The organism is Kitasatospora paranensis, assembly GCF_039544005.1.
GTDB classification, from domain to species: domain Bacteria; phylum Actinomycetota; class Actinomycetes; order Streptomycetales; family Streptomycetaceae; genus Kitasatospora; species Kitasatospora paranensis.
This window is the reverse complement of sequence record NZ_BAABKV010000001.1, coordinates 7,220,006-7,233,573: the sequence shown is the minus strand read 5'-3', so window position 1 is coordinate 7,233,573 and position 13,568 is coordinate 7,220,006. Positions and strand designations below refer to the sequence as shown.

At 76.8% G+C, this 13,568-nt stretch carries 13 protein-coding genes and 2 pseudogenes; 3 read left to right on the top strand and 12 right to left on the bottom strand.

Annotated features, from left to right (window positions below; genetic code table 11):
- Window positions 1-117 precede the first annotated feature (117 nt).
- The 4 genes from ABEB13_RS34415 to ABEB13_RS34400 all read right to left on the bottom strand — a co-directional run bounded on the left by ABEB13_RS34415 (window position 118) and on the right by ABEB13_RS34400 (window position 3,716).
- On the bottom strand, window positions 118-873 hold the full coding sequence (locus ABEB13_RS34415; RefSeq protein WP_345708607.1) for a DUF1365 domain-containing protein: 756 nt from the start codon (window positions 871-873) through the stop codon (window positions 118-120).
- Window positions 870-2,198 (bottom strand): NAD(P)/FAD-dependent oxidoreductase, encoded by a 1,329-nt coding sequence (locus tag ABEB13_RS34410; RefSeq protein ID WP_345709923.1) that lies wholly within the window; start codon window positions 2,196-2,198, stop codon window positions 870-872. The genes ABEB13_RS34415 and ABEB13_RS34410 overlap by 4 nt, the downstream gene beginning before the upstream one ends.
- Window positions 2,199-2,382: 184 nt before the next feature.
- Window positions 2,383-3,135 (bottom strand): anti-sigma factor, encoded by a 753-nt coding sequence (locus tag ABEB13_RS34405; protein ID WP_345708606.1) that lies wholly within the window; start codon window positions 3,133-3,135, stop codon window positions 2,383-2,385.
- Window positions 3,132-3,716, bottom strand: coding sequence for a sigma-70 family RNA polymerase sigma factor (locus tag ABEB13_RS34400; RefSeq protein WP_345708605.1), 585 nt, complete (start codon window positions 3,714-3,716; stop codon window positions 3,132-3,134). Before ABEB13_RS34400 ends, ABEB13_RS34405 begins: the two co-directional genes overlap by 4 nt.
- A gap of 302 nt (window positions 3,717-4,018) precedes the next feature.
- On the opposite strand from ABEB13_RS34400, the pseudogene ABEB13_RS34395 reads away from it, so the two are divergent.
- Window positions 4,019-5,093, top strand: a pseudogene (locus ABEB13_RS34395) (spore photoproduct lyase family protein).
- A gap of 36 nt (window positions 5,094-5,129) precedes the next feature.
- Window positions 5,130-6,644 (top strand): SDR family oxidoreductase, encoded by a 1,515-nt coding sequence (locus tag ABEB13_RS34390; protein ID WP_345708604.1) that lies wholly within the window; start codon window positions 5,130-5,132, stop codon window positions 6,642-6,644.
- Here the strand turns inward: ABEB13_RS34390 and ABEB13_RS34385 are convergent.
- From ABEB13_RS34385 to ABEB13_RS34365, 5 genes and pseudogenes are all read right to left on the bottom strand, one after another.
- Window positions 6,536-7,312 carry a B12-binding domain-containing protein gene (locus ABEB13_RS34385; RefSeq protein WP_345708603.1) on the bottom strand — a complete coding sequence of 259 codons (777 nt, stop codon included), beginning with the start codon at window positions 7,310-7,312 and terminating at the stop codon, window positions 6,536-6,538. The two genes, ABEB13_RS34390 and ABEB13_RS34385, sit on opposite strands and share 109 nt — an antisense overlap.
- A gap of 179 nt (window positions 7,313-7,491) precedes the next feature.
- Window positions 7,492-7,602: pseudogene (locus ABEB13_RS34380) on the bottom strand (MerR family transcriptional regulator); the annotation flags it as partial.
- An 80-nt stretch (window positions 7,603-7,682) separates the two neighbouring features.
- Window positions 7,683-7,919 (bottom strand): DUF6480 family protein, encoded by a 237-nt coding sequence (locus ABEB13_RS34375; protein WP_345708602.1) that lies wholly within the window; start codon window positions 7,917-7,919, stop codon window positions 7,683-7,685.
- 124 nt (window positions 7,920-8,043) lie between these two features.
- Window positions 8,044-8,736 carry an AAA family ATPase gene (locus ABEB13_RS34370; RefSeq protein WP_345708601.1) on the bottom strand — a complete coding sequence of 231 codons (693 nt, stop codon included), beginning with the start codon at window positions 8,734-8,736 and terminating at the stop codon, window positions 8,044-8,046.
- Between the two features lie 149 nt (window positions 8,737-8,885).
- On the bottom strand, window positions 8,886-9,239 hold the full coding sequence (locus ABEB13_RS34365) for a DUF3040 domain-containing protein (protein WP_345708600.1): 354 nt from the start codon (window positions 9,237-9,239) through the stop codon (window positions 8,886-8,888).
- A gap of 537 nt (window positions 9,240-9,776) precedes the next feature.
- Here ABEB13_RS34365 and ABEB13_RS34360 point away from each other — a divergent pair.
- Window positions 9,777-10,943, top strand: coding sequence for an MFS transporter (locus tag ABEB13_RS34360; protein ID WP_345709922.1), 1,167 nt, complete (start codon window positions 9,777-9,779; stop codon window positions 10,941-10,943).
- A gap of 30 nt (window positions 10,944-10,973) precedes the next feature.
- Here the strand turns inward: ABEB13_RS34360 and ABEB13_RS34355 are convergent, their stop codons facing one another.
- The 3 genes from ABEB13_RS34355 to ABEB13_RS34345 form a co-directional block, all read right to left on the bottom strand.
- Window positions 10,974-11,693, bottom strand: a complete 720-nt coding sequence (locus ABEB13_RS34355; RefSeq protein ID WP_345708599.1) for a DUF2625 family protein — start codon at window positions 11,691-11,693, stop codon at window positions 10,974-10,976.
- Window positions 11,694-11,756: 63 nt separating this feature from the next.
- A complete protein-coding gene (locus tag ABEB13_RS34350) occupies window positions 11,757-12,386 on the bottom strand; it encodes a hypothetical protein (protein ID WP_345708598.1) in 630 nt (209 codons plus the stop codon).
- Window positions 12,387-12,518: 132 nt separating this feature from the next.
- Window positions 12,519-13,523, bottom strand: coding sequence for a LacI family DNA-binding transcriptional regulator (locus tag ABEB13_RS34345; RefSeq protein WP_345708597.1), 1,005 nt, complete (start codon window positions 13,521-13,523; stop codon window positions 12,519-12,521).
- Window positions 13,524-13,568 lie beyond the last annotated feature (45 nt).

Below are 13,568 nucleotides of genomic sequence, written 5' to 3'. Positions count from 1 at the left end.
GGCGGAGCAGGCGTCCGGCGACGGCGGCGCGCAGCGGGACGTTCGGGACGCGGGCGACGTCGGGCCACCGGCAGGCGTCGACGGCGTGCAGCGGGAGGGTCTCGGTGGCGGTGCGGGTCACGGGGCGGGGACCTCTTCTCGGGTGATCCGGTCGGGACGGGGGTGCACGGGCAGGCCGCGCAGCAGCAGCCGGATGCCCTGGTATCGGATGTGCAGCGGGACGGCGTAGGTGGCGAACGGGTGGCGCAGGGCCGCCCGGAGGAGGGCGCGGACGGAGGCGGGGCGGCGCTCGCCGTGCACGGTCGCGGTGAAGGCGGGACGCCCCTCGCGGTCGAGCCGGACGGTGAGCCGGAGGTCCGCGCCGGGTTCGGGCAGCGTCATCCGGTAGCCGCCGTCGACGGGGAAGAACGGCGAGACGTAGAACTCCTTGGGCGTCCGGGCACGGCCGGTGTCGTCCGGGTGGAGCAGGTAGCGGTGGTGGCCGCCGTAGGTGTTGTGCACCTCGGCCACCGTGCAGACGGGCCGGCCGGCGGTGTCGTGGCACCAGTAGACGGTGAGCGGGTTGAACACGTGGCCGAGCGACCGGGCCTGGGCGAGCATCAGGACGCGGCCGCCGGCCAGGTCGACACCCTGGCCGGCGAGGTAGGCATCGAGGTTCTGCCGGAGGGTCAGCCGCGGGTCGCCGGGGTGGTCGGCGGCGCGGAAGCGGGCGAGCGGTCGCAGCACGGCGGGCAGCCGCGGCAGCCGGTCGAGGTCGACCAGCCACAGGTAGGTGCGGTGCCCGAAGGAGTGCCGCAGCGGGGTCGTCCGGGCGTGACCGATCCGGCACTCGTACAGGGCGGCGCCCCAGGGGCCGGGCAGGGCGGCGGTCATGGCGCGACCGCGCCCAGCAGGGCGCCGGCTGCCCGGACGCCGGAGCGGCAGCCGTCCTCGTGGAAGCCCCAGCCGTGGTAGGCGCCGGCGAAGGCGGTGCGGCCGGTGGAGAGCCCGGGCAGCCGGCGCTGGGCGGCGACGCTCTCGCCGGTGTACACGGGGTGCTCGTAGACGGTGCGGGAGACGACCTGCTCGGCGGGGACGGGGTGGTGGCGGTCCTCGTTGAGGGTGACCAGGTAGTCCTCGGCGGTGTCGAGACCGAGCAGCCGGTTGAGGTGGTAGCTGACCTGGACGGCGTCGGCGCGGCCGGTGCAGTCCGGCATCCGGTAGTTCCAGGAGGCACGGGCGCGGGTGGCGCGCGGCAGCCGGGAGGCGTCGCGGTGCAGCACGGTCGGGTTGCGGGAGTAGCGGAACGCGCCGAGGACGGCGCGCTCGTCGTCGGTGGGGTCGGCCAGCAGGCGCAGCGCCTGGTCCGCGTGGGTGGCCACCACCACGGCGTCGGCATCCGTCCGCCTGCCGTCCGCGGTGGTGACCGTCACGCCGTCCGGGTGCCGGTGGACGGCCCGGACGGGGGCGGCGCGGTGGACGGTGTCGAGCCGTGCGGCGATCCGCTCGACGTACGTGCGCGAGCCGCCGACCACCGTGCGCCAGGTGGGTGAGCCGGTGATGCCGAGCATTCCGTGGTTCTCCAGGAACGCGAACAGGTACCGGGCGGGGTAGTCGCCGGCCAGGTCGGGGGCGCAGGACCAGACCGCGGCGACGACGGGGTGCATGAAGTGGTGGACGAAGTAGCGGGAGAAGCCGCCACGGGCGAGGAACTCGGCGAGCGAGGGGTCGCCGGCGCCCGGGTCGGCGAGCAGCCGCCGGGCCCGGCGGTGGAAGCGCGGCACCTCGGCGAGCATCCGCAGGTAGCGGCCGCGCACGGCGGCGGACGGCTGGGCGAGCAGGCCGGCCGGGCCGCGGGCGCCCGCGTACTCCAGGCCGCAGCCGTCGCACCGCACGGACATGCTCATGTCGCTGTCGCGGGTCTCCACCCCGAGCTCGCGGAAGAGCTTGATCAGGTGCGGGTAGGTGCGCTCGTTGTGGACCAGGAAGCCGGTGTCCAGCGGGATCGTCCGGCCGTCCGCGCCGGTGGCCTCCTGGGTGTGCGCATGGCCGCCGAGCCGGTCGTCCGCCTCGAAAAGCTCGATCCGCGCCCCGGCCCGCCGGAGCTCGTACGCGGCGGTCAGACCCGCCACGCCGGCGCCGACGACGGCCACCGTCCGGGGTGTCCGGCCGCCCGACCGGGCGGGCTCGGGCACGGCGGTGGAGACGGTTGCGGGCATGGTCACGACGGGCCCCTCCGATCGACCGGGCCTGCGCTGGCGCGCGGGCCGGGTGTCCTGCATGTCACCCCGCATTCGGGGCGGTTGCAGAAGCGGATTGCTCCGTTCGGAAGAATTTCGCCACCCGTTCCGGCGACCGCGGCGGGCTGCCGCGGTCGCCGGAACGGGTCGCCGACGGGCGCCGTCAGGTGAACGGCAGCAGCAGCACCGGGTTGCCGCTCGGGTGCTGGGAACCGCCCTGCGGCTCGACGGTGACGCCGATTCCGGCCGCGCCGTCGATGGCGCCCTTCAGCACCAGGGAGCCGTCGGTGGCGGGCAGCAGCCCCGCCGGGCGCATCGTCCCGGCATCGTTGAACCAGAGCTGGTACACCTTGCCCTCGGGCAGCGGCGGCAGCCCGGCCGCGAGGAAACCCGCCTCGCCGCGGCTCTGCGACCAGACCACGGTGCCCACGCCGGAGCCGTCGGTGCCGGTCGCCGTCCGGGCGTCGGGGGCCGTCAGCAGTGCGCCGAGGCGGGCCTGCTGGTCGGCCATCCGGGACGCCTGGGCGCGGGCCCGGTCGGCCTGGTCGTGCTGCTGCACGGCGATTCCGCCGAAGCCGGCGGCCACCGCGACGGAGGCGGCCAGCGCGAACTTCGGCCACTGCCGGGCGAGGCGCCGGTGCCGGCGGCCGGAGCGCCCGGCGGCCGCGTGCTCGCCGGCCGGGGCGAGTTGACGGACGGTCGGCAGACCGGCCATCACCCGGGCCTTCAGGTCGGGCGGCGGGAGCAGCGCCTCCGCCGACCCGAGCCTCGCCAGGGTGGCGGTGAACTCGGCCACCTCGGCCGCGCACGCCCCGCACTGGGCCAGGTGGCGTTCGAAGTCGGTGCGCTCGGCCCCGTCCAGGGCGTGCGCCGCGTAGGCGCCGGTGAGCGTGTGCAGGTCGGCCCCGATGGTCATGACCCCACCCCCAGGCAGTCGCGCAGCCGGATCAGGCCGTCCCGCATCCGGGTCTTGACGGTACCGAGCGGCGTGCCGAGCATGTCGGCCACCTCGCGGTAGGAGTATCCGCGGTAGTACGCCAGGGTGACCGACTCCCGCTGGATCTCGGTGAGCATCCTGAGGCAGCGCCTCACCTGCTCGCGTTCGAGGCGGCCCTCGACCTGCTCGGCCACCTCGTCGTACACCGGGGTGTGCGCCTGCGCCGCGGCCCGCCGGTCGCGGTCCGCGGCCGCCTGCGCCGAGCGGACCCGGTCGACGGCGCGGCGGTGCGCCATGGTCAGCACCCAGGCCATCACCTCGCCGCGCTCGGGCTGGTAGCGGGACGCGGTGCGCCACACCTCCAGCATGACCTCCTGCGCGACCTCCTCGGACTGGGCCGGGTCGCGCAGCACCCGGCGGACCAGCCCGAGGACGGGGCCGGCCACCGCGTCGTACAGCCGGGAGAACGCGTCCTGGTCGCCGAAGGAGACCTTGGCGATCAACTCCTTCAGGTCCGGTCCCCGCCGCTGCGGGCCGGACAGGTGCACCACCGTGTTCATCCCGCCGCCTCCCGGCAGCAGGCGGCAGGGGCCACCGGTCGTACGGGTCGGGCGCTGGGCCCGCCCGTCGGGCGGTTGGCGGACATACGGGACCTCCAGGTACCACGGGTCTGCGCCGCCCGGCAGGTGTTGGGGCGACCACGGCATCAGGCGTTCGAAGCCGCGGGGGCGGCGGATTGGTCCCGGCTGCGGAAATCGGCCGGCCCCGGCGCGCCGAGCCTTCCACATCGGGCGAACCGGACCAATCCGGGCCGGTCGCGGCTCCGAAGCACCGGCGAGCGCACCACGAGGAGGTCCGCCGTATGCCGGCCGCCCACCGCCCGCCGAGACTCTTCGACGTCCGGGAGATCTACGCCGAGCCCGCCGCCGCGGCATCGCCGCGCGGCCGGCAGGTGCTGGCCCGCTTCCCCGACGCCCGGGTGGTCGAGGTGCCCTCGCACTGGCGGATCCCGCACCTGCACGGCAACGCGGGCAACGTCGAGCGGTGGGCGCGGATCAAGAGCGAGGTCGTCGTCCTCGGCGAGAAGAAGTCCTCGCGGCGCGCCCCAACGGCCGCTCCGCCGACTTCATCGCCCCCAGCTCGGCCAACGGCTGCGCGCTGGCCTGCGCCTACTGCTACGTGCCGCGGCGCAAGGGCTACGCCAACCCGATCACCGTCTTCACCAACATCGACCGGATCGTCGCCTACCTGGCCGGCCACGTCCGCCGCCAGGGCCGCAAGCGCGAGCCCGACCAGTGCGACCCGACGGCCTGGGTGTACGACATCGGCGAGAACAACGACTGCTCGGTGGACGCCCTGATCTGCGACAACACGGCCGACCTCGTACGCGCCTTCCGGCACTGGCCGACCGCCAAGGCCTCCTTCGCCACCAAGTGGGTCAACCGCGACCTGCTCGCCCTCGACCCGCGCGGCCGCACCCGGATCCGCTTCTCCCTGATGCCGCCCGCCGACGCCCGGCTGCTGGACGTGCGCACCAGCCCCGTCCCGGAACGGGTCGCCGCCGCGGGCGACTTTTGGCCGCCGGGTACGAGGTCCACTTCAACCTCTCCCCCGTCGTGCTGCGCGAGGGCTGGCAGGCGGACTGGGCGGACCTGCTGCGCCGGATGGACGACCTGCTGCCGGCCGCCGTGAAGGCACAGGCCGCGGCGGAGATCATCATGCTGACCCACAACCAGGAGCTGCATCAGGTCAATCTCGGCTGGCACCCGCGGGCCGAGGACCTGTTGTGGCGCCCCGGTCTGCAGGAGGCCAAGCGCTCCGGGAACGGCGCCTGGAACGTCCGCTACCGGGCCGGTCTCAAGGCCGGCGCGCTCGCCGAACTCCGCGGCCTGATCGCGGCGCACGCCCCCTGGCTGCGGGTGCGCTATGCCTTCTGACCCGACCGCCCCGCCCGCCGACCCCCGGGAGACCCGATGTCCCAGCCGACCGCACCCCCGCTGCGCTGCCTGGTCACCGGCGCGACCGGCTACATCGGCGGCCGCCTGGTGCCCGAACTGCTGCGGGCCGGGCACACCGTCCGCTGCCTGGTCCGCGAACCCGGACGGCTGCGCGACCATCCGTGGCGGGCCGAGGTGGAGACCGCGACCGGCGACGTCACCCGGCCCGCGACCCTCGCGGGCGCCTTCGACGGCATCGACGTGGCGTACTACCTCGTGCACTCGCTCGGCACCGGCGCCGGCTTCGAACGGACCGACCGGGACGCCGCCCGGGCGTTCGGCGCCGCCGCCGCGCAGGCGGGCGTCGGCCGGATCGTGTATCTCGGCGGCCTGACCCCCGCCGCCGTACCGCCCGCGGAACTCTCCGCCCACCTGCGCTCCCGGGCCGAGGTCGGCCGGGTCCTGCGGGCGGGCGGCGTGCCAACCGCGGAGCTGCGGGCCGCCGTCATCCTCGGCTCGGGCTCGGCCTCCTTCGAGATGCTCCGCTACCTCACCGAGCGGCTGCCCGTCATGGTCACCCCGAACTGGGTCGACACCCGGATCCAGCCGATCGCCGTCCGCGACGTGCTCCGATACCTGGTCGGCGCGGCCCTGCTGCCGCCCGACGTCGACCGGAGCCTCGACATCGGCGGACCCGACGTGCTGACCTACCGGGAGATGATGACGCGGTACGCCGCGGTGGCGGGCCTGCCCCGCCGGGTGATCGTGCCCGTACCCGTCCTCACCCCGCGGCTGTCCAGCCACTGGGTGGGCCTGGTCACGCCCGTCCCCAACGCCATCGCCCGCCCGTTGGTGGAGTCGCTGCGGCACGAGGTGGTCTGCGGGGAGAACGACATCGCCCGGTACGTGCCGGACCCGCCCGGCGGCCTGATCGGCTTCGACGACGCCGTCCGGCTCGCGCTGCGGAGGATCCGGGACGCCGACGTCGCCACCCGCTGGTCCTCCGCCAGCCTGGCCGGCGCGCCCAGCGACCCGCTGCCCACCGACCCCGACTGGGCGGGCGGCAGCCTGTACGAGGACGTCAAGGAGAGCAGGGTGGACGTCCCGCCGGACGCCGTGTGGCGGGTCGTCGAGGGGATCGGCGGCGACAACGGCTGGTACTCCTTGCCGCTCGCCTGGGCGGTGCGCGGCTGGATGGACCGCTTCGTGGGCGGCGTCGGGCTGCGCCGGGGCCGCCGCGACCCGGACCGGCTGCGGGTCGGCGACTCGCTGGACTTCTGGCGGGTCGAGGAGATCCGGCCGGGGCGGCTGCTCAGACTCCGGGCCGAGATGCGGCTGCCGGGGCTGGCCTGGCTCGAACTGACCGTCACCCCGGACGGCGCCACCGGCACCCGCTACCGCCAGCGGGCGCTGTTCCACCCGCACGGTCTGGCCGGGCATGCCTACTGGTGGGCGGTGGCCCCGTTCCACGGGGTGGTGTTCGGCGGCATGGCCCGCAACATCACCGAGCGGGCCCGCGCGGAGGCGGCGGGCGCCGCGGCCGCCGGCTGACGGCCGGGCCCTCCCCACGTCTCAGGGGAGGCCAGGCCCGCCAGCAGGTCCAGGGCCTGGCCGAGACTGCGCGGGCGCAGGGTGCCCGCCGTGCGCGGCAGACCGGCCCAGCCCGGACCGGCCAGCACGACGGCCGGCCGGGACCGCGCCCCGCGCACACCCCAGCCCGTCGTCGCGGCCTGCAGCACCAGCCGCCGGTCCGCCGTGGCCCGGGACTGCGCCCACAGCAGCACCGCCGACGGGCCCGTACGGCCGACGGCGGCCAATAGCGCGTCGGCCGGCACCGCCGGGCCGAACATCCGGTACGGCAGCTCCCGGCTGGAGAGTCCGGCGGCCGCCGCGTCCAGCGGCAGCGAGTGCTGCTCGCCCGGCATCCCGGCCAGCAGCACCGGCAGGGCGGGCCCGGCGGCCGCCCCGGGGCTGCGCGCGACACTCCGCAGCGCCGTGGACACGTGCCAGGACAGCAGGTGCTCGACCTCCACGTACTTCTCGCCCTCGGCGGCCCACTTGCGGCCGACCGCGCGCAGCGCGGGCACCATCACCTCCTCCCAGGAGGTGACCACCCCGAGCTCCGCGACGGCACGCTCCAGGGTGCGCTCCACCGCGGGCGCGTCCAGCCGGACGGCCGCCCGGGCCAGGCCGCGGCACTCCGGACGGACGGGACCCATCGGCAGCAGGTTCGGTCCGCCGGGCGCCCCACCGGGCGGTGCCGGGGCCGTGGACGGCCCGGCCCCGTCGGGGGGCGGGGTGTCGGGGGCGGGGCGGCCGATCCCTGCCGGGCCGCCGCCTGCGCCGTCCGCGCGGCCTCGCCGGGCGGCACGCCGCGCGCCGTGAGGTCGCACATCGCCTCCAGCACGGCGACGTCCTCCGGCGCCCAGCGGCGGTGCCGGCCGGCCCGGTGCTCCGCGGGTCCGATGCCGTAGCGGCGCTCCCACGAGCGGACGGTGGTGGGCGACACCCCGAGCCGGCGGGCGACCCCGCCGGTGGACAGGCCCGCCGCCGCCGGACCGGAGTCGGCCGGGTCGGGCGCCGTGCGGGTCACCACGCGAGGATCCGGCCGACCATGAAACCGACCGTGCACAGCACCAGGACGGCGATGACCAGCATCGGCGCCCAGCCCGGCCAGGCGGTGTGGAGTTCGACGGCCTCCGGCGTCGAGATGCCGTGCCCGGTGGAGGATTCGCACTCCGGCGTCTCGGTGGGCGCGGACCGGCCGACGACCCGCAGGGCGGGACCGGCGGCGGGGGCTGCGGCGGGGTGGGATGCGACGGACATGGCGACCTCCGGTGCGACGGATCTGCCCGGTCTCCCCCACTCTGCCGCCGGGGACGTGCCGACCGCACGTTGCACCGCTTGTGCATCGGCTCCGCGGCCGGCCCGCCGGACGTCCCCCGGCCGGTCAGCCCGCACCGGGTCCGGCGAAGCCGACGTCGGCCGCGCGCTCCCGCGAGACCCGGTCGAGCAGCAGCAGCGAGGCGGCCTCGGGCACCGCACCGCGGCCGTCGACGGCGAGCGCGGCGAGCAGTCGGCCGAGCCCTCGGCGGTGCCCGGCGAACACCCGGCCGGAGGCCCACCGCTGCCGGGACTCCTGACCGGTCAGGGCCACGTCCGCACCGACGTCCAGCAGCACCAGGTGCAGGGTGCGGCCACGGCGGGCGGCGCCGCGCGCCAGCCACCGGCGCAGCCACGGCCGGCTGCCGCAGTCGTGGACGAGCAGCGGCCCGCCGGCCCGGACGGCGGCCCGCAGCCGGGCCAGGTGGCGCAGCCGCGCCCAGGGCCGGTAGGCGGCGTACGGCAGCCAGCCGGGCATCACGGCCTCGCAGTCGAGGTGCGTCACCCGCGGGTCGACCACCCGGGCCCGGTCGGACCAGCGGCCGAGCAGCGTGCTCTTGCCGCTGCCGGGCAGGCCGGAGACGACCACCACTGCGTCCGCGGGGTAGTGCACGGACAGCGCCGGTCCGGGCCGCCCGCGCAGGTCGACCAGGCCGGCGGGGTGCAGCGGGGTGGTCGGCAGCAGAGGGATGGTGTCCGGCGGCGCGGTCGAGGCCGGTGGGGCGGTGCGGCGTTCGTCCGCCGCGCGCGGTCCTGGCATGTCGGGCCCTCCCCTCGGTGCGCGCCGCGGGCCCTCCGGTACGGGCTGCGCGGCCTGCGGGAACCGCAGACCGGGCCCGTGTGCGGGCCCGGCGTGCGGGACGATAGCAAGACCCGCCCGGAGGGCCGGTCCCAGGGCGTTCGCCGTGGTCACCGCCACCCCCTGCGCACGCGGCCGGGTGTCAGCGGCCGGGCCGTGCGGGCGGCCCGGATCGCCGCGAGCCGGCGGAAGGTCGCGGCGGTGCCCAGCGCTGCGGCGGTGGCGACGCCGGCCGCGGGCACGACGGCCGCCCGCCCGCCGGCCGCGGCCCAGAGCACGCCGGCGGCGGCCGCCGCGGTGAGGACGCCGACCGCGGCGACGAGGACGCCGGGCCGCCAGGCCAATGCGCGCAGCGGGCCGTGCCGGTGCCGCAACCGGCGGTCCAGGCCCGGGTCCTGCCGCCGCAGGCGGCGCTCGATGTCGTCGAGGATCAGCCGCTCCGGCTCGGGGAGGAGTGCGCCCATGGCGGCCCGGCCTCCTTCCGTCCGTTCGTGTCCGTCGGTGCGGGCGTCGGCGACTGCGGGGCGCTGCCGGCGGACGTCTCCAGCGTGCCCCGCCGGCCGGATCCGGCGCGGTGCATCGTTCGTGCACCGGGTCACCGGTCGGCGCCGCAGCGGGCGGCGGACGCGCCGGCGGGCGGTGCGCGCCGTGCCGTGCCGTGCCGTGCCGTGTCGTGTCGTGCCGTCGGGGAGGTGATGCCCGTTCAGGACGGCGGCGAAGCCGCGCGCACCCACGGGTGATTGACGGATCGTCCGTGCCCCGAAGCCGTTGCGGACAAGCGCTGCTGACGGACCGCCGGGCGGCGGCGCGTCTCGCAGTGAGGACGGCGTACGGGATTTCACGGCCGCCTGGTACAAAGGGGCCGCTCCACGCCGGAACCCCGGCCGCCCCACCGGCCGAACCGTCCCCCGTGATCGGAGACCACCGTGTCCGCCCTGACCGTCGACGCCCGTCCGGACACCGCGGCGCCACCGCGCCGGCTGCTGAGAGCCGTGCTGCTGATGGCGGGCAGCTGCCTGCCGATCCTGGGTGCCGTCCTGATCGCCCCGGTCCTCCCCCGGATGCAGGACCACTTCGCCCACAGCGCGGGGGCCGAGGCGCTGGTGCCGGTCGCGCTGACGGTGCCCGCGCTCGCGCTCGGCCTGCTGGCCCCGTTCGCCGGGGTGCTGATCGACCGGCTCGGACGGCGCCGTCTGCTGGTCGGCGCGACCGTCGCGTACGCCGTGGTCGGCACCGCGCCGCTGTGGCTGGACTCGCTGCCGGCGATCGTCGCCAGCCGGGCACTGGTCGGCGTGACCGAGGCCGTCATCATGACCTCCTGCACGACCCTGATCGGCGACTACTGGACGGGCCGGGCCCGCGACCGCTTCCTGGCCCTGCAGACGGTCTGCGCGGCCCTGTCCGCGACCGCGTTCTTCGTGGTCGGCGGGGCGGTCGGCTCGGCCGGCTGGCGGGCCCCGTTCTGGGCGTACGCGGTGAGCCTGCTGCTGGCACCGATGATGGCCGTGGTCCTGAGGGCGCCGAAGGAGACCGCGACCGGGCAGGACCCGGCCGGCGGTGCGGCGCCCGGTTCCGGGGCCGGGGCTGCGGAGCGGCGCCCGTTCCCGTTCCGGCGGCTGGCCGGGACGTGCACGCTGACCTTCTTCGGTGCGGTGGTCTTCTACACCGTCCCGGTCGAGATGTCCTTCCTGCTGGACGACCTGGGGATCAGCGCCCCGGCCGTGATCGGCCTCGCGACGGCGGTCGCGAGTGCGGCCACCGTCGCGGGCGCAGCCGGCTTCGCCCGGTTCGCGGACGGCGCGCAGCGCTACCTGCCGTACGTGCTGGCGCTGTGCGCGGCCGGGTTCGGGGTGATGGCGGTGGCGACCGCCGCCCCGGTGCTGATCGCCGGGGCGGTGGTCAACTGCCTGGGCACCGGCGTGCTGCTGCCGACCCTGCTCACCCGGGCGATGGCCCTGCTGGGTCACGAGGACCGCGGGCGGGGCACCGGGTTGTGGAACGCCGCGTTCTTCCTGGGCGAGTTCGTCTGCCCGCTGGTGCTGCTCGGGGTGTCCGCCGCGGTCGGCGGTCTGGCGGGGGCGGTCGGGGTGCTGGCCGTGGCGACAGCCGCGGTGGCCGCCGGCCTCCACCTCGGCGCCCGCCGGAGCTCGCCGGCCACGGCCGGCTGACCGGGCCGGCCGCGGGCCCGGCCGGGCGGCTCAGACGCGGCCCAGGAAGCCGGGGTCGGGAAGGCCGAACTGTGCGCAGAACTCCGCGGTGATGCCCAGCAGTTCGGCCATCCGGGCGGGCCTGCGGGTGGTCCCGGCGAGATCGGCGCGCGCCTCCTTGGACCACAGGAACGGGTACACGGTGATGCCCTGGTCGGGGCTCAGTGCGGCCGTCTCCTGCTGCCATCCCGGCCAGCGCAGCCCCTGGTAGAAGCTGTCCACCGCACCGGAGAGCAGCCAGCCGAGCCACGCCCCGTGGCCCATCTCCAGCGCCTCCCACTCCAGGGTGTCGGGCGCCAGGTAGCGGACCTGTCCGGGCGCACCGGGGCGGCCAAGCGCCGCCGGGTCGGGCCCGTTGAGGGCGAAGACGCCGCCGAGCACGTCGTGGCCGAGCACCAGGGCGTCGTCGGGCCGCCAGGCGGGGTCGACCTCCGTGGGGAAACCGTTCACCTCGGCCAGGCCCGGCAGGCCCGCGCCGCCCGCCCCGCCGTAGACCCGCAGCCAGCCGCCGCCGAACCGCAGACCGCCGCAGTTCAGCGCCATCGCCCCGAGGTACGACCGTGCGGTGACCTGGAGTTGGAGCAGGCAGGCGGCGCCCTGCGCCGGATCGCCCGTCAGCACCTCGGGCGCCGCGGGGCTGCCGGCACACTCCCGGAGCAGGAGCGGCCAGGCGGGGTCGGGTACGTCGGTCAGTTCGGGGAGGGTGCGCACCGGCCCATCCTGGCATGCGGCGGCCACCCGGGACGCGTGCCCGGGGCGGCCGCCGACCGGGTGTCAGCGCGTGGCGCCGACGACGGTGTTGCCGGTGATCGAACCGCCCGCGCCGTCCACGGTGACCAGGTGGCGGACGCCGTCCGTACCGACCACGACGGCCTGCCAGGCCGAGCCGCCGCCCTGCTCGGCGACCACGGACAGCGACTCCACCCGGCCGCCGGGCACCGCGCCCGCGGCCTTCTCCACGGCCTGCTGGGCCGCCACCGCGGGCAGCGGGGCCGGAGCGAGGGCGGCACGCCCGCTGCGGTCGGGGCCGACAGCCGCGTCACCTATGGGCCCGTCGAACCTGCCGTAGCGCCCGGCCCCGGCCTTGCCACCGTGCCCGCCGTCGGCCCTGGCACCGTGCCTGCCCTCGCCGTCGCCCTTGGCGATCCGCTTGCCACCGGGGGCCGCACCGTCGGGGCCGTCGAGCACCCGATCCGCCATCATGTGGCCGTGGCCCTCCTCGCGGTGGTGCACCGCGGCCGCAGCGGCCCCGCCGAGCACCACCACGACGGCGCCGGCGGCCACCCAGCGCACGCCGCGGCGGCGCACCCAGCGGCCGGCCTTCACCCGGCGGCCCGCAGGCCCTCCGGTCTGCTCCGCCGCGTCCACGCTCGGTCCGTCGAACGGCCCCACAGGCTCGGACATCGCCGCACTCCTCTCCCGGTCCGGGCACCCGCCCGGCCTCTCGGGGCCAGAGCCTCGCGTACGACGGCTGAAGCCTCGCTGAAGCCCTCCGGCAGCCCGGCGGCGGCGCCGGCGGACGAGGCGAACCGGGCGTCAGAGCGGCGGGGCGGTCGACTCGCGGGGCAGCAGCACGGGCGCGGGCGCCGGCCTGGACCCGGTGTCGCCGCCCGAGAGCACATCGAACAGCCGCCGCGCGACCTCCGCCCCGAAGGCGAAGACGTCGTGGCCCATCGCGGACAGCCTCGGCCTGGTCAGCAGGCACAACTGCGAGTCGTCCCAAGCGAGCAGGGAGAGCCGGCCCGGCACCTGGACACCCATCTCGGCGGCGACCGACAGCCCGGCGACCGCCATCAGGTCGTTGTCGTAGACGATGGCGGTGGGACGCCGGCCCGAGGTGAGCAGCGACCGGGTGGCCCGGGCACCGCCCTCGCCGGAGAAGTCCGCCGGCACGGTCACCGCGTCCTCCAGCCCCAGCTCGCGCGCAGCCTCCTCGAACGCGCGGCTGCGGATGGCACTGTGGCCGAGTTCGGCGGGGCCGCCGACCCGGGCGATCCGGCGGTGGCCGAGCGCCGCGAGGTAGCGGACGGCCTCGTGGACGGCCTGTCCGTCGTCCGTCCAGACCGCGGTGAACGGGCCGGCCAGCGCGGGGTCGCCGACCGCCACCGCGGGCAGTCCGATCGCGGCCAGCGCGGGGATCCGCGGATCGTCGACCTGGAGGTCGACCAGGATCGACCCGTCCACCTGCCGGCCCTGCCACCACTCGCGCTGGACGGCCACCTCCTCCTGGACGCTGTCGACCAGGCGGAGCAGCAGCGAGCAGCGGTGCTGCACCAGCACGCTCTCGACGCCCGCGATGAACTCCATGTAGAACGGCTCGCGTCCGAGCATCGGCGCCGGCCGGGCCAGCACCAGGCCGACGGTGCCCACCTGCCGGCCGGAGAGCGAGCGGGCGGCCGTGCTCGGGGTCCAGCCGAGTTCGCGGGCGACGGCGAGGATGCGCTCCCTGGTGTCGGCGGAGACGCCCGGTCGGTCGTTCAGGGCCAGCGACACCGCCGCGGTGGAGACCCCGGCCCGGGCGGCGACGTCGCGGATGGTCACCCGTCCGCCGGCCCCGCGGCGCCCTCCGCCCGGCCCGTTGCGGGT

Excerpts from the sequence above, each read along its gene's own strand:
- ABEB13_RS34415 (WP_345708607.1), bottom strand. The coding sequence starts at position 873 with ATGACCGCCGCCCTGCCCGGCCCCTGGGGCGCCGCCCTGTACGAGTGC.
- ABEB13_RS34410 (WP_345709923.1), bottom strand. The coding sequence starts at position 2,198 with ATGCCCGCAACCGTCTCCACCGCCGTGCCCGAGCCCGCCCGGTCGGGC.
- ABEB13_RS34375 (WP_345708602.1), bottom strand. The coding sequence starts at position 7,919 with ATGTCCGTCGCATCCCACCCCGCCGCAGCCCCCGCCGCCGGTCCCGCC.
- ABEB13_RS34385 (WP_345708603.1), bottom strand. The coding sequence starts at position 7,312 with ATGGGTCCCGTCCGTCCGGAGTGCCGCGGCCTGGCCCGGGCGGCCGTC.
- ABEB13_RS34390 (WP_345708604.1), top strand. The coding sequence starts at position 5,130 with ATGTCCCAGCCGACCGCACCCCCGCTGCGCTGCCTGGTCACCGGCGCG.
- ABEB13_RS34370 (WP_345708601.1), bottom strand. The coding sequence starts at position 8,736 with ATGCCAGGACCGCGCGCGGCGGACGAACGCCGCACCGCCCCACCGGCC.
- ABEB13_RS34405 (WP_345708606.1), bottom strand. The coding sequence starts at position 3,135 with ATGACCATCGGGGCCGACCTGCACACGCTCACCGGCGCCTACGCGGCG.
- ABEB13_RS34365 (WP_345708600.1), bottom strand. The coding sequence starts at position 9,239 with ATGGGCGCACTCCTCCCCGAGCCGGAGCGGCTGATCCTCGACGACATC.
- ABEB13_RS34350 (WP_345708598.1), bottom strand. The coding sequence starts at position 12,386 with ATGTCCGAGCCTGTGGGGCCGTTCGACGGACCGAGCGTGGACGCGGCG.
- ABEB13_RS34360 (WP_345709922.1), top strand. The coding sequence starts at position 9,777 with ATGGCGGGCAGCTGCCTGCCGATCCTGGGTGCCGTCCTGATCGCCCCG.
- ABEB13_RS34400 (WP_345708605.1), bottom strand. The coding sequence starts at position 3,716 with ATGAACACGGTGGTGCACCTGTCCGGCCCGCAGCGGCGGGGACCGGAC.